The organism is Variovorax sp. UMC13 (assembly GCF_014170375.1).
GTDB lineage: Bacteria > Pseudomonadota > Gammaproteobacteria > Burkholderiales > Burkholderiaceae_C > Variovorax.
This window is the reverse complement of record NZ_LZZW01000037.1, coordinates 15228-29761: the sequence shown is the minus strand read 5'-3', so window position 1 is coordinate 29761 and position 14534 is coordinate 15228. Positions and strand designations below refer to the sequence as shown.

Here is a 14534-nt window from a genome sequence, read left to right as displayed (position 1 = left end):
ATCATGACCTTCCATCGCCTTGTGTCAGTCACCCCCGTCCTGCGTATCGTGGGCGCCACCGTGCTGTTCGCCGCGCTGGCCGCCTGCTCGGGCACCGGCAGGCCCAAGCCCGCCGCCCTGGCCGCCGACCCCGGGCTGTTCGGCGTCCGTCAGGCCTGGACCGTCAAGGTCCCGAAGACCGACTTCGCGCTGCAGGTCGACGTCAGCGGCGACACGGTGACGCTGGCCGGCGCCGACGGCACGGTGGTCGCGATCGATTCGCGCTCGGGCCAGGAAGCCTGGCGCGCCAGCGTCGGCAAGGCGCTGATCGCCGGTGTGGGCAGCGATGGCGCCATCGCTGCGGTCATCACGCGCGACAACGAACTCGTGGCGCTGCAGGCCGGCAAGGTGCTGTGGAAGCAGCGCCTGACCGCACAGGCCTACACCGCGCCCCTGGTGGCCGGACGCCGGGTCTTCGTGCAGACCGCCGACCGCACCGTGAGCGCCTGGGACGGGGAGAGCGGTCGCCGCCTCTGGTCGCAGTCGCGCACTGCCGAGAACCTGGTGCTGCGCAAGCCCGGCGTGCTGGTCGCCGTGGGAGACACGCTGGTCACCGGGCTGGGCGGACGGCTGGCGGGCCTGAACCCCACCAACGGTTCGTCGCGCTGGGAGTCGCCGATCGCGGCACCGCGCGGCACCAACGACGTCGAGCGCCTGGTCGACCTGACCGGCAGCGTGAGCCGCGTGGGCGACACCGTCTGCGCGCGCGCCTATTACGCCAACGTCGGCTGCGTCGACGCCACGCGCGGCACGCTGCTGTGGACCAAGCCCGCCACCGGCGCCGAAGGCGTGAGCGGCGACGAGCGCTTCGTCTACGGCACCGAAACCAACGGCAGCGTGGTGGCCTGGCGCCGCACCGACGGCGAACGCGCCTGGTCGAGCGACCTGCTCAAGTACCGCACGCTGACGGCACCGCTCGCGGTCGGCCGTTCGCTGGTCATCGGCGACGACAGCGGCCTGCTGCTGCTGGTGTCGCGCGAAGATGGCTCCCTGCTCACCCGTCTCACGCCCGATGGCTCGCCCATCGTCGCAACCCCGGTTCTCGCCGGCAACACGGTCGTGGTCGTCACCCGCAATGGCGGTGTGTTCGGCTATCGCCCGGAATAAACCATTGAAAGCTCGACCATGAAACCGGTCATCGCTCTGGTCGGGCGTCCCAACGTCGGCAAGTCCACCCTTTTCAACCGCCTCACGCAGACGCGTGACGCGATCGTGGCGGACTTCGCCGGCCTGACGCGCGACCGCCATTACGGCAACGGCCGCCAGGGCCGGCACGAGTTCATCGTGATCGATACCGGCGGCTTCGAGCCCGACGCGGGCAGCGGCATCTTCAAGGAGATGGCCAAGCAGACGCGTCAGGCCGTGGCCGAGGCCGATGTGGTGGTCTTCGTCGTGGACGCCCGCGAAGGCCTCTCGGCCCAGGACCACGACATCGCCAACGAACTGCGGCGCATCGGCAAGCCGACCGTGCTGGTGGCCAACAAGGCCGAAGGCATGCACGACGGCACCAAGCTGGTCGAGTTCTACGAACTGGGCCTGGGCGACGTGCATGGCGTGTCCGCCGCGCACGGGCAGGGGATCCGCGACCTGGTCGAGCTCGCGCTCGAGCCGCTGAACCTGCCCGAACCCGAAGACGAGGTGGACGACGGCGAGGCCAAGCCCATCAAGCTGGCCGTGGCCGGACGCCCCAACGTCGGCAAATCGACGCTGATCAACACCTGGCTGGGCGAGGAGCGGCTGGTCGCCTTCGACATGCCGGGCACCACGCGCGACGCCATCTCGGTGCCTTTCGAGCGCAACGGCCAGCACTTCGAGCTGATCGACACAGCCGGCCTGCGCCGCAAGGGCAAGGTCTTCGAGGCGATCGAGAAGTTCTCGGTGGTCAAGACGCTGCAGGCCATCGAGTCGGCCAACGTGGTGCTGCTGCTGCTCGACGCCACCCAGGGCGTGACCGACCAGGACGCGCACATCGCCGGCTACATCCTCGAAAGCGGACGCGCGGTGGTGATCGCCATCAACAAGTGGGATGCGGTCGACAGCTACCAGCGCGAACAGATCCAGCGTCAGATCGAAACCCGGCTGCCCTTCCTCAAGTTCGCCTCGCTGCATTTCATCTCGGCGATCAAGCGGCAGGGGCTCGGCCCGGTCTGGCAGGCCATTGCGCAGGCGCACAAATCGGCGACCCGCAAGATGTCGACGCCCGTGCTCACGCGCCTGCTGCTCGAGTCGGTGCAATTCCAGTCGCCGCAACGCGCCGGCATGTTCCGGCCCAAGCTGCGCTATGCGCACCAGGGCGGCATGAATCCGCCGGTGATCGTGATCCACGGCAATTCGCTCGAACACGTCACCGATTCTTACAAGCGCTTTCTCGAGGGCCGTTTCCGCAAGGAATTCGACCTTGTGGGAACGCCGATGCGGATCGAGTTCAAGACCTCCGCCAATCCTTACGCCGACAAGGACAAATAACGCGGGTGAGGCGAGGGCGGGCGGCGCACGCACTGCTTGCGCCGAGCCGCCGCCCAGCGCAAAGTTCCCCTTTTAAAGAGCCGTTATTTTTGGGATGGCTTTGGGCTTTGTTGCTGCAGCGCAGAAACCCTGTGTTAAGGTTCTCTTTCCTATAACTCTTCCTTGAACACGGAGAATATCGTGAGCAACAAAGGGCAACTTTTGCAAGACCCGTTCCTGAACACTTTGCGTCGGGAGCATGTGCCGGTTTCCATCTATTTGGTCAACGGCATCAAGCTTCAGGGTCAGATCGAGTCTTTCGATCAATATGTCGTGCTGCTGCGTAACACTGTGACGCAAATGGTCTACAAGCACGCCATCTCCACCATCGTGCCTGGCCGCGCGGTCAATTTCTCGGCTGCCGAGAACGACGACGCCGCTGCCTGACCGGCACTCGCGCGGCGGGCTCCGTCCGCTGCGCTTTTTTCCGTAACGCCCCATTCCGCTTGTCTGAAGACATACCCCGCCAGGATGGCGCCGTCGTTCTCGTCGGCGTTGACTTCGGACTGCCCCATTTCGACCAAGAACTCGAGGAACTCGGCCTGCTCGCGCAGACCGCGGGCCTCACGCCGGTCGAACGCCTCGTGTGCAAGCGCAAGGCGCCCGATGCTGCCCTCTTCGTGGGCAGCGGCAAGGCAGACGAGATCCGCGAGCTGGCCGAGATGCACCGCGCAAGCGAAGTCATCTTCGACCAATCCCTCAGCCCCGCCCAGCAACGCAACCTCGAGCGCGCGCTCGGGATCGCGGTGTACGACCGCACCTTCCTGATCCTGGAGATCTTCGCGCAGCGCGCGCGGTCCCATGAAGGCAAGCTGCAGGTCGAACTGGCCCGGCTGCAGTACCTGAGCACCCGCCTCGTGCGGCGCTGGTCCCACCTGGAGCGCCAGACCGGCGGTGCCGGCGTGCGCGGCGGCCCAGGCGAGAAGCAGATCGAGCTCGACCGCCGAATGATCGACGAGTCGATCAAGCGCACGCGCGAGCGCCTGGCCAAGGTGCAGAAGCAGCGCAACACGCAGCGGCGCCAGCGCGAGCGGCGCGACACCTTCAACATCTCGCTGGTCGGCTACACCAATGCCGGCAAGTCCTCGATCTTCAATGCGATGGTCAAGGCGCGTGCCTATGCGGCCGACCAGCTGTTCGCCACGCTCGACACCACCACGCGCCACCTCTACCTGGGCGATGCGCGGCGCCAGGTGTCGATCTCCGACACGGTGGGCTTCATCCGCGACCTGCCGCACGGCCTGGTCGACGCCTTCAAGGCCACCTTGCAGGAAGCGGTCGATGCTGACCTGCTGCTGCACGTGGTCGATGCCTCCAACCCGCACCATCCCGAGCAGATGGCCGAGGTGCAGCGCGTGCTGCGCGAGATCGGCGCCGGCGAAGTGCCGCAGCTGCTGGTCTTCAACAAGCTCGATGCCCTTGAAAGCGCGCAGCAGCCGCTCCATCTGCAGGACGAGATGGAAGTCGACGGCCTGCAGGTCGCCCGCGTCTTCGTCAGCGCGCACAGCGGTGTCGGCCTGCCGGCACTGCGCAGCGAACTGGCGCGCCGCTCGGGATCGGTGGTCGACGGCATGCCCTTGGATGCCGGGGCTGAATTGCACGATGCACCCGGGTGATTGGGCACAATCCCCCCACTGACGAGAGAACGAATCGAATGAATGCAAAGCCAGTGTGGAGCCGTTTTCAGGGCATGTTCAACCTGAACGACGGTCGATGGGGTCGAGGTGACGAACCGTCGTCGAACGGTGAGCGGCCGAGCGGCCAGCGCCCCGACGCCGACCCGCCTCCGGGGAACAACAACAACCGCCCGCGAGGCCAGGGTCCCAACCAGGGACCGCCGGACCTCGATGAACTCTGGCGCGATTTCAACCGCAAGCTGGGCGGCCTGTTCGGCGGCAACGGCGGCGGCAACCGTCCGCCCGGCGGTAATGGTGGTGGCAACGGCTTCAAGCCCGACATGAAGAACGCCGGCTACGGCATCGGCCTGATCGCCGGCGTGGCCGTGCTGATCTGGCTCGGCACCGGCTTCTTCATCGTGAACGAAGGCCAGCAGGCCGTGATCACCCAGTTCGGCCGCTACAAGACCACCGTCGGCGCCGGCTTCAACTGGCGCCTGCCGTACCCGATCCAGCGCCACGAGATCGTGGTCGTGACGCAGATCCGCTCGACCGACGTGGGCCGCGACAGCATCGTGCGCTCCACCGGCCTGCGCGAATCGGCCATGCTGACCGAGGACGAGAACATCGTCGAGATCAAGTTCGCCGTGCAGTACCGCCTGAGCGATGCGCGCGCCTACCTCTACGAGAGCAAGGCGCCCGCCGACACGGTGGTACAGGTCGCCGAAACCGCGGTGCGCGAAGTCGTCGGCAAGATGAAGATGGATGCCGCGCTGGCCGAGGAGCGCGACCAGATCGCGCCGCGCGTGCGCACCCTGATGCAGACCATCCTCGACCGCTACAAGGTGGGCGTGGAAGTCGTCAACATCAACTTGCAGCAGGGCGGCGTGCGCCCGCCCGAGCAGGTGCAGGCGGCCTTCGACGACGTGCTCAAGGCTGGCCAGGAGCGCGAGCGCGCCAAGAACGAGGCGCAGGCCTATGCCAACGACGTGGTGCCCCGCGCCACGGGTACGGCATCGCGCCTGAAGGAAGAGTCCGAAGCCTACAAGGCGCGCATCGTGGCCCAGGCCCAGGGTGATGCCGGCCGCTTCAGCGCGGTGCTGGCCGAGTACCAGAAGGCGCCGCAGGTGACGCGCGACCGCATGTACACCGACGCCATGCAGCAGATCTACACCAACACCACCAAGGTGCTGGTCGATTCGAAATCGGGTTCCAACCTGCTGTACCTGCCGCTGGACAAGCTGATGCAGATGACCGGTGCCAACGTGGCCGGTGCGCCGGCCGACGGCGCCAGCCCGAACGTGGCCGGCACGGCGCCGACCCAGTCCTCGGTGATTCCGGTCGCGCCGATCAACAACGATGCGCGGGTGCGCGACGGCCGCACGCGCGACCGCGACGGACGCTGAGCGGGAGAACAAGAACATGAACAGAATCGGATTCATCGCATCGACGATCCTGGTGGCGCTCGCGCTGCTGAGCTCGACGCTCTTCGTGGTCGACCAGCGCCAGTTCGGCGTGGTCTACCAGCTCGGCCAGATCAAGAACGTGATCACCGAACCCGGCCTCAACTTCAAGATGCCGCCACCGTTCCAGAACGTGTCGTACATCGACAAGCGCCTGCTGACCCTGTCCAGCCTCGAGGCCGAGCCCATGCTCACGGCCGAGAAGCAACGGGTGGTGATCGACTGGTACGTGCGCTGGCGCGTGAGCAACCCCTCGGAGTACATCCGCAACGTGGGCCTCGACGAGAACGCCGGCGCGGTGCAGCTCAACCGCGTGGTACGCAACGCCTTCCAGGAAAACGTCAACAAGCGCACCGTGCGCGACCTGATCTCGGTGCGCCGCGAGCAGCTGATGGCCGACGTGCAGCGCGAGGTGCTGGCCGTGGTCAAGGGCGAGAAGCCCTGGGGCGTGGACATCATCGACGTACGCATCACCCGCGTGGACTACGTGGAAGCAATCACCGAATCGGTCTACCGCCGCATGGAGGCCGAGCGCAAGCGCGTGGCCAACGAGCTGCGTTCGACCGGCTTCGCCGAAGGCGAGAAGATCCGCGCCGACGCCGATCGCCAGCGTGAAGTGACCGTGGCCAACGCCTACCGCGATGCGCAGAAGATCAAGGGCGAGGGCGATGCCCAGGCCGCTTCCTCGTACAGCGAGGCCTTCGGCCGCGACCCGCAGTTCGCGCAGTTCTACCGCAGCCTCGACGCCTACAAGCAGAGCTTCAACAAGAAGAGCGACGTGCTGGTGGTCGACCCCGCGTCGTCCGACTTCTTCAAGGCGCTGCGCAGCCCGGGTTCCGCCAACTCGCGCTGAGGCCTCCGCCCGTGAGCGCCGACGTCTTCTGGAGCGCGCTCGCGCTCGTGCTGGTGATCGAGGGGCTGCTGCCCTTCGTTTCGCCGGGCGGATGGCGGCGCGGCTTCGGCCAGCTGATGCAGCTGCGCGACGGCCAGCTGCGCTTCTTCGGCCTCTGCAGCATCCTGCTCGGCCTGCTTCTTCTCTGGCTCCTGGCCTGAATTTGCGCATCGCGCCGACCGCCGCGGCATGACCGCGGCCGAGGTGCTCGCGCGGGCCGGTAGAATCCCTGTTTAACCACGAGCCCGATCCCCCATGTCCGCTTGGGTCCTCCCGGATCACATTGCCGATGTGCTGCCCTCCGAGGCGCGCCACATCGAAGAACTTCGACGCGAACTGCTCGACACCGCCCGTGGCTACGGCTACGAGCTGGTGATGCCGCCGTTGCTCGAGCACCTCGAATCCCTGCTGTCCGGCACGGGAGAGGCGCTCGACCTCCAAACCTTCAAGCTGGTCGACCAGCTCTCGGGCCGCACCATGGGCCTGCGCGCGGACACCACGCCGCAGGTCGCACGCATCGACGCCCATCTGCTGAACCGGCAGAGCGTGACGCGCCTGTGCTACTGCGGCCCGGTGGTGCACACCCGACCCGACCGGCCGCACGCCACCCGTGAACCGCTGCAGTTCGGCGCCGAGATCTACGGCCATGCCGGGCTCGAGGCCGACACCGAGGTGCTGCTGCTCGCGCTCGACTGCCTGCGGGCCTCGGGCCTGTCGCAGGGTGCGATCGTCGACCTGGCCGATGCACGCATCGTCCGCTCCCTGTTCGCCGGCGTGCCGGCTGACGCGGCGCTGCTGGGTCGCGTGCACGCGGCGCTGGTCGCCAAGGACGCGAGCGAGCTGCGCGCACTCACCCGCGACTTCCCGCTGGCGGCCCGCGAAGGCCTGCTGGCCCTGGTCCAGCTCTACGGCGACGCCGCCGTGCTCGACGAGGCCGCCCGCGTGCTGCCCCCGAGCCCGGAAGTGCGTGCCGCGCTGGCCGACCTGAAGCAGCTGGGTGGCCGCATCGAAGGCGCGCAGATCAGCTTCGACCTGTCCGACCTGCGCGGCTATGCCTACTACAGCGGCATGCGCTTCGGCATCTATGTCGACGGCGCGGCCGATGCGCTGGTGCGCGGCGGCCGCTACGACGAGGTCGGCGCGGTCTTCGGGCGCAACCGGCCGGCGGTCGGCTTCAGCCTCGACCTGCGCGAACTGGTCGGCGTGCTGCCGACGCGGCCCCTGCGCGCGGCCATCCGGGCACCATGGAGCGACGCGGCCGGGCTGCGAGCGGCCATCGCGGCGCTGCGCGCGCAGGGCGAAACCGTGGTCTGCGTGCTGCCGGGCCACGACAGCGAAATCGACGAATTCCAATGCGACCGCGAGCTCGTCGAGCACGCCGGCCAATGGAATGTCCAAGCCATCTGAATCTTGAAAAGCGGAACATCATGAGCGTTACCACCGGAAGAAACGTGGTCGTCGTCGGCACCCAGTGGGGCGACGAAGGCAAGGGCAAGCTGGTCGACTGGCTGACGGAGAGCGCCCAGGGCGTGGTCCGTTTCCAGGGCGGCCACAACGCGGGCCACACGCTGGTCATCAACGGCGTGAAGACCGCGCTACACCTGATCCCGAGCGGCATCATGCGCCCCGGCGTCAAGTGCTACATCGGCAACGGCGTGGTGCTGTCGGCGGCCAAGCTGTTCGAGGAAATCGAAGGCCTGGAGAAGGCCGGCGTCGAGGTGCGTTCGCGCCTGCGCATCAGCGAGGCCTGCCCGCTGATCCTGCCCTTCCACGCCGCGCTGGACATCGCGCGCGAGGCCTACCGCGAAAAGGGCGGCATCGAGAAGATCGGCACCACCGGCCGCGGCATCGGCCCGGCCTACGAGGACAAGATCGCGCGCCGTGCGCTGCGCGTGCAGGACCTCAAGCACCCCGAGCGTTTCGCGACCAAGCTGCGCGTGCTGCTCGACCTGCACAACCACGTGCTGACGCAGGTGCTGAGCGCGCCGGCGATCGACTTCGACACCGTGTTCGACGAGGCCATGCGCCACGCCGAGCTGCTCAAGCCCATGATGGCCGACGTCTCGCGCGAACTCAACGACGCGCACAAGGCCGGCGCCAACCTGCTGTTCGAAGGCGCGCAGGGCACGCTGCTCGACGTCGACCACGGCACCTACCCGTACGTCACCTCCAGCAACTGTGTGGCCGGCAACGCCGCCGCCGGTTCGGGCGTGGGCCCGGGCATGCTGCACTACATCCTGGGCATCACCAAGGCCTACTGCACCCGCGTGGGCGGCGGTCCGTTCCCGACCGAACTCGACTGGGAAAAGCCGGGCACGCCGGGCTACCACATGAGCACCATCGGTGCCGAGAAGGGCGTGACCACCGGCCGCAGCCGCCGTTGCGGCTGGTTCGATGCCGCGCTGCTCAAGCGTTCGGCACAGGTGAACGGCCTGTCGGGCCTGTGCATCACCAAGCTCGACGTGCTGGACGGCCTGGAGAAGCTCGAGCTGTGCACCGGCTACATCCTCGACGGCGAGCACACCGACATCCTGCCGATGGGCGCCGACGAGATCGAGCGCTGCACGCCCGTCTACGAGACGCTCGAAGGCTGGACCGAGAGCACCGTCGGCGTCACGCAGTACGACAAGCTGCCGATCAACGCGCGGCTCTACCTGCAGCGCATCGAGCAGGTGACCGGCGTGCCGATCCACATGGTGTCGACCAGCCCCGATCGCGATCACACGATCATGATGCGCCACCCCTACCTCGCAGACTGAGCCCCACCCCCGAAGCGGCGCACTGCGTGTCGCCGCCTTCCCCCTCGAGGGGCGATACCAGCGGCCCGGCGAAGCCGGTTCCGCGGTATCCCGGCATCGAGGGCGCCGGTTTGAAGCGATGAGTCCTTCATGGACCCCCGAACACTGAAAGGAATCACGAACATGTTGACCGAAGACGGCAAGCATCTCTACGTCAGCTACGACGAGTACCACAACCTGATCGAGAAGCTCGCGATCAAGGTGCACCAGTCGGGCTGGCAGTTCGACACCATCCTGTGCCTCGCGCGCGGCGGCATGCGCCCAGGCGACGTGCTCTCGCGCATCTTCGACAAGCCGCTGGCCATCATGTCGACCAGCTCCTACCGCGCCGACGCCGGCACGGTGCAGGGCCACCTCGACATCGCGCGCTTCATCACCACGCCCAAGGGCGAGATCGCCGGCAAGGTGCTGCTGGTCGACGACCTGGCCGATTCGGGCCACACGCTGCATGCCGTGATGGACATGCTGCGCAACAACTACCCGCCGATCACCGAGCTGCGCAGCGCCGTGATCTGGACCAAGGCGCTGTCGACCTTCACGCCCGATTACCAGGTCGAGTTCCTGGCCACTAACCCCTGGATCCACCAGCCCTTCGAAGGCTACGACTCGCTGGGCGCCGAGAAGCTGCTGGAGAAGTGGTCGGTCTGATGCGGCCACCGCCCCGTCGTTTCAGCCGGCGGGGTTGAGCAGCATCGCGGTGTAGCGCCGCTGCATTTCTTCCGGCGTCAGCTTCTCGATGCTGTGCCCCACGTTCCAGCGATGCCCGAACGGGTCTCGAAACACACCGGAACGTTCCCCGTAGAACTGGTCCTGCGGCGCCATGTCCAGCGTGGCGCCGGCCGCGACCGCGCGCGCCACCACCGCGTCGGCATCGTCGACGTGCAGGTGCAGCGAGACCGCGGTGCCGCCCAAGGTCTTCGCGCTCAGGATGTTGTATTCGGCGAACTCGTCCGAGAGCATCAGGACCGCGCCGTGGTGGAAGTCCAGCTCCGCATGGCCGATGCGGCCGCTGGGTTCGGTCAGGCGGAAGATCTCCTTCACCTCGAACACCTCGCAATAGAAGTCGATGGCCGCGCCGGCGTCGTGCACGCACAGGTACGGAAACAGTTCGTGGATGGCCATGGTGCTTTCCTTCCCGATGAAGAGGGGGGCGAAGCGCCGATTCTGCGGCGCCGGACCGCCCGCGTCATCCCCGGGCGCGAAGGCCCCTGGGAGGCGCGGGAAGCGCGCCGGCGCATCCCGCGACGGGCACGCTAGCATCGAGCCCATGAGCAAGCCTTCCACGACCCTGATCCACCACCCCTACAGCCCGCCGCGCAACTTCGCCGCGCCGCAGCCCGGCATCTACAAGGCCTCGACCGTGTTCTTCGCCGACGTGGGCGCCATGCGCGCGCGCGACTGGAAGACCAAGGCCGGCTACACCTACGGCCTGCACGGCACGCCCACCACCTTCACGCTCGAGGCCCGGCTGGCCACGCTGGAAGGCGGCAGCGACTGCCTGCTGGTGTCGAGCGGGCTGGCCGCCATCGCGCTGGTCTCCTTCGCCTTCCTCAAGGCCGGCGACGAGGTGCTGATCCCCGACAACGCCTACGGCCCCAACAAGGCGCTGGCCACGGGCGAGCTGGCGAATTTCGGCATCACGCACCGGCTCTACGACGCGATGAACCCGGCCGACCTCGCGGCCAAGCTGTCGGAGCGCACGCGGCTGGTCTGGGTCGAGGCCGCCGGTTCGGTCACGATGGAGTTCCCGGACCTGCCCGCGCTGGTCGATGTCTGCCGCGCGCGCGGCGTGATGACCGCGCTCGACAACACTTGGGGCGCGGGCCTGGCCTTCGCGCCCTTCGATCTCGACGGCACGGGGCAGGGCGTCGACATCTCGGTCCACGCGCTCACCAAGTACCCGAGCGGCGGCGGCGACGTGCTGATGGGCAGCGTGATCACCAACGAGCCCCGCCTGCACCAGGCGCTCAAGCTCACCCACATGCGCATGGGCTGGGGCGTGGGCGTGGGCGACGTCGAGACGCTGCTGCGCGCGCTGCCCAGCATCGCGCTGCGCTACGACGCCCACGACCGCAACGCGCGCGTGCTGGCGCACTGGATGCAGGAGCGCGAGGAGATCGCCCAGGTGCTGCATCCGGCACTGCCCGGCTCGCCCGGCCATGCCCACTGGCAGCGCCTGTGCGGCGAGGCCGACCGTGCGGCCGGCCTGTTCTCGGTGGTGTTCGACGAGCGCTATGGCGCCGAGCAGATCGACCGCTTCTGCGACAGCCTGAAGCTTTTCAGGCTGGGTTACTCGTGGGGCGGCCCAATCAGCCTGGTGGTGCCCTACGACATCGGCCTGATGCGCGACGCCAGCGTGGCCCGCTGGCCCCATCGCGGCACGCTGGTGCGCTTCTCGATCGGCCTCGAGGCAGTGGAAGACCTGCAGGCCGATCTGGCGCAGGCGCTCGCCGCGCTCTGAACGCGCGCCGATATCGCGTACAGTCAGACCACACGCAGTCACCCGGACTGCCCGCCCCAAGGAGAAGCAGTGGCAACACCCAACTACGGCTACGAGAAGCGCCAGAAAGAGCTGGCCAAGAAGAAAAAGAAGGAAGAGAAGCTGAGGGAGAAGAGCCAGCGCAAGCTCAATCCGAGCAGCGAAGGGCTGGCCCCCGGCGATCCGGAAACCGACGTGGCGTCGCTGGAACGCGATCCGCCCACGCCGCCGGACCTTCCGACCAAGAACGGTTGAGGCCCACCGGTCTGAAAAAAGCCGCACTGCTCGAGGGCAGGGCGGCTTTTTCTTTTTGTCGCGTGGGGGGCCTACTTGGGCAGCAGCTTGCGCAGCTCGGGCCAGACGTTGTCGAGCATGCGGGGCTGGGCGCTGGCCACCGGGTGGATGCGGTCGGGCTGGAACAGCGACGCGGCATCGGGTCCGTCGGCCACGCCGCGCAGCAGGAAGGGCACCACCGCCGCCTGCGTGGCCTTGGCCACCTTCTCGAAGATGGCCTCGAAGCGGCGCAGGTAATCGCTGCCGTAGTTGGGCGGCACCTGGATGCCGACGATCAGCACCTTGGCACCGGCGGCCTGCGCGGCCTTGGTCATCTGCAGCAGGTTGTCCTCGGTGTTCTGGATCGGCAGGCCGCGCAGCGCGTCGTTGCCGCCGAGCTCGAGCACGACGTGGGTCGGCTTGTGCTGCGCCAGCAGCACCGCCAGCCGCGCCCGGCCGCCCGAGGTGGTGTCGCCGCTGATGCTGGCATTGACCACGGTGGCGGCGATCTTCTGCTCGGCCAGGCGCTTTTCCATCAGGGGCACCCAGCCCTCGCCGCGCTTGAGGCCGTACTCGGCCGACAGCGAGTCGCCGACCACCAGGATCACCGGCTTGCCGGCCCTGGGCGCCTGCGCGAAGGCCGCGCTCCAAGCCCCTGAATTGCCGACGAGCATGCCCGCCACGATAAAGTCACGTCGATTCACCACGCAAAGCCTTTCAATGTCCCAAGCCCCCTCCGAAGCAATTGTTGCCGTCGACCATGTTTTCAAGTCCGTCACCGATTCGGCCGGCACGCTGGACATTCTGCAGGACATCCATTTCACCCTGGGGGCGCGGGAGACCGCAGCCATCGTCGGGGCATCGGGTTCGGGCAAGAGCACGCTGCTGTCGATCGTCGCGGGCCTGGACACCCCCACGCGCGGCACGGTGAAGCTGGCCGGGCAGGACATCTTCGCGGTCGACGAGGACGACCGCGCCGCGCTGCGCGCGCAGAAGGTGGGCTTCGTGTTCCAGAGCTTCCAGCTGCTGGCCAACCTCAGCGCGCTGGAGAACGTGATGCTGCCGCTGGAGCTGGCCGACCGCAGGGACGCGCGCAAGGCCGCCACCGAGATGCTCGGCCGCGTCGGCCTGGGCCAGCGCCTGGGCCACTATCCCAAGGTGCTGTCGGGCGGCGAGCAGCAGCGCGTGGCGCTGGCCCGGGCCTTCGTCGTGCAGCCGCAGCTGCTACTGGCCGACGAGCCCACGGGCAGCCTGGATTTCGCGACCGGCGAGCAGGTCATGAAGCTGATGTTCGACCTCAACCGCGAACTCGGGACCACGCTGGTGCTGGTGACGCATGACCGCGGCATCGCGGCGCAGTGCGAGCGCCGCATCACCATCGAGGCCGGCCGCATTGGCGCCGACGAAAGGACTTCCCTTCGATGATCGTTCCCGCGCACTGGGCCGAAGGCCGCATCCAGACCGTCGTCGACGGCCGGCAGCTCACCGTGCGCCGCTTCGGCTGGTCCGACGACAGCCCGCTGGCCGCGCAGGCCCACGCCGACGAGCGCACGCGCGAGGCGCTGGCGCGCATCCAGGCCGGTGAAACGCTGCCTCGGCGCGAAGCCAAGACGGCCTACAACGGCGCCAACGGCATGCCCATCCGCGAGCAGATCGTGCGCCGCGAGGGCGAGACCCTGATCACCCGCAACGGCTACGGCGCGCTGTGCCTCAACACGCCCGACGTGCTGTTCGTGGACATCGACTTCGAGGAGGCGGAAGCCGCGCCGCGTCGCAAGGGCCAGGGCCTGCCCCGGCTGCTGGCGGTGGTGATGGCGGTGCTGGCCGCGGCCGCAGCGGCCGCCATCACGCGCTCGGCCCTCTCGGCGGCGGGTGTGGGCGCGGTGGTCCTGAGCCTGCTGTGGTGGGTGCCGGGGCGGCGCCAGGACAAGGCGGAGAACGAGCCGCCACCGCAGGCGCCGGCCACGCCCGAGCAGCGCGCGCGCCAGCGCATCGAGCGCTTCCTCTTCCAGCACCCCGACTGGCATCTGCGGCTCTACCGCACGCCGGCCGGGCTGCGCGTGCTGGCCATGCACCGGACCTTCTCGCCGGGCGAGACGGCGGTGGCCGACTGCTTCCATGAGCTGGGTGCCGACACGGTCTATGCGCGCATGTGCCGCAACCAGAACTGCTTCCGTGCGCGCGTGAGCCCCAAGCCCTGGCGCATCGGCATCGACGATCACCTGCGGCCGCGTCCCGGTGTCTGGCCGGTGGCGCTGGAGCGCATGGACGAGCGCGAGGCCTGGGTCGCGCGCTACGAACGGGCGGCCACCGGGTACGCGTCCTGCACCTTCGTCGAGGCCGTGGGCGCCTCGGCCGCGGTCCACCCCTCGGCCGAGGCGGTGCAGCGCCTGCACGATGCGCTCAGTGGCGCGCAAAGCGGGCTGCCGGCGGCCTGAGCCCGTGGAAGGGCGGGGCGGGCAGGGATAA

16 protein-coding genes are annotated in these 14534 nt (G+C 68.2%); 14 read left to right on the top strand and 2 right to left on the bottom strand.

The genetic code is table 11. From position 1 onward, the window contains the following. Positions 1-3: 3 nt before the first annotated feature. The 10 genes from bamB to A9977_RS31500 all read left to right on the top strand — a co-directional run bounded on the left by bamB (position 4) and on the right by A9977_RS31500 (position 9961). On the top strand, positions 4-1146 hold the full coding sequence (gene bamB, locus A9977_RS31545; RefSeq protein WP_183028769.1) for an outer membrane protein assembly factor BamB: 1143 nt from the start codon (positions 4-6) through the stop codon (positions 1144-1146). 18 nt (positions 1147-1164) lie between these two features. Then, the gene (der, locus tag A9977_RS31540; RefSeq protein WP_183028768.1) at positions 1165-2505 is read left to right on the top strand and encodes a ribosome biogenesis GTPase Der; all 1341 of its coding nucleotides are present in this window, start codon (positions 1165-1167) and stop codon (positions 2503-2505) included. 180 nt (positions 2506-2685) lie between these two features. Continuing rightward, positions 2686-2931 (top strand): RNA chaperone Hfq, encoded by a 246-nt coding sequence (gene hfq / locus A9977_RS31535; RefSeq protein WP_012747311.1) that lies wholly within the window; start codon positions 2686-2688, stop codon positions 2929-2931. A gap of 59 nt (positions 2932-2990) precedes the next feature. After that, positions 2991-4160 (top strand): GTPase HflX, encoded by a 1170-nt coding sequence (gene hflX / locus A9977_RS31530; RefSeq protein WP_183028767.1) that lies wholly within the window; start codon positions 2991-2993, stop codon positions 4158-4160. A gap of 74 nt (positions 4161-4234) precedes the next feature. Next, entirely contained in the window at positions 4235-5566 is a 1332-nt protein-coding gene (hflK, locus tag A9977_RS31525) for an FtsH protease activity modulator HflK (RefSeq protein WP_183028821.1), read from the top strand. A gap of 16 nt (positions 5567-5582) precedes the next feature. Next, positions 5583-6476 carry a protease modulator HflC gene (gene hflC / locus A9977_RS31520; protein ID WP_183028766.1) on the top strand — a complete coding sequence of 298 codons (894 nt, stop codon included), beginning with the start codon at positions 5583-5585 and terminating at the stop codon, positions 6474-6476. Positions 6477-6487: 11 nt separating this feature from the next. Then, a complete protein-coding gene (locus A9977_RS31515; RefSeq protein WP_183028765.1) occupies positions 6488-6676 on the top strand; it encodes a DUF2065 domain-containing protein in 189 nt (62 codons plus the stop codon). Positions 6677-6770: 94 nt separating this feature from the next. Further along, complete coding sequence (locus A9977_RS31510) at positions 6771-7922, top strand: ATP phosphoribosyltransferase regulatory subunit (protein WP_183028764.1); 1152 nt, start codon at positions 6771-6773, stop codon at positions 7920-7922. 20 nt (positions 7923-7942) lie between these two features. After that, positions 7943-9274, top strand: a complete 1332-nt coding sequence (locus A9977_RS31505; RefSeq protein WP_183028763.1) for an adenylosuccinate synthase — start codon at positions 7943-7945, stop codon at positions 9272-9274. A 162-nt stretch (positions 9275-9436) separates the two neighbouring features. Beyond that, on the top strand, positions 9437-9961 hold the full coding sequence (locus A9977_RS31500; RefSeq protein ID WP_183028762.1) for a phosphoribosyltransferase: 525 nt from the start codon (positions 9437-9439) through the stop codon (positions 9959-9961). 21 nt (positions 9962-9982) lie between these two features. On the opposite strand, the gene A9977_RS31495 is transcribed toward A9977_RS31500, so the two are convergent. Beyond that, on the bottom strand, positions 9983-10435 hold the full coding sequence (locus A9977_RS31495; protein ID WP_183028761.1) for a VOC family protein: 453 nt from the start codon (positions 10433-10435) through the stop codon (positions 9983-9985). 145 nt (positions 10436-10580) lie between these two features. On the opposite strand from A9977_RS31495, the gene A9977_RS31490 reads away from it, so the two are divergent. Continuing rightward, positions 10581-11774 (top strand): PLP-dependent transferase, encoded by a 1194-nt coding sequence (locus A9977_RS31490; RefSeq protein ID WP_183028760.1) that lies wholly within the window; start codon positions 10581-10583, stop codon positions 11772-11774. Positions 11775-11843: 69 nt separating this feature from the next. Further along, a complete protein-coding gene (locus tag A9977_RS31485) occupies positions 11844-12047 on the top strand; it encodes a hypothetical protein (RefSeq protein WP_183028759.1) in 204 nt (67 codons plus the stop codon). 71 nt (positions 12048-12118) lie between these two features. Here the strand turns inward: A9977_RS31485 and A9977_RS31480 are convergent, their stop codons facing one another. Continuing rightward, complete coding sequence (locus A9977_RS31480) at positions 12119-12769, bottom strand: arylesterase (RefSeq protein ID WP_405054720.1); 651 nt, start codon at positions 12767-12769, stop codon at positions 12119-12121. A gap of 16 nt (positions 12770-12785) precedes the next feature. On the opposite strand from A9977_RS31480, the gene A9977_RS31475 reads away from it, so the two are divergent. Continuing rightward, the gene (locus tag A9977_RS31475) at positions 12786-13490 is read left to right on the top strand and encodes an ABC transporter ATP-binding protein (RefSeq protein WP_183028758.1); all 705 of its coding nucleotides are present in this window, start codon (positions 12786-12788) and stop codon (positions 13488-13490) included. Next, on the top strand, positions 13487-14503 hold the full coding sequence (locus tag A9977_RS31470; RefSeq protein ID WP_183028757.1) for a hypothetical protein: 1017 nt from the start codon (positions 13487-13489) through the stop codon (positions 14501-14503). Before A9977_RS31475 ends, A9977_RS31470 begins: the two co-directional genes overlap by 4 nt. Positions 14504-14534 lie beyond the last annotated feature (31 nt).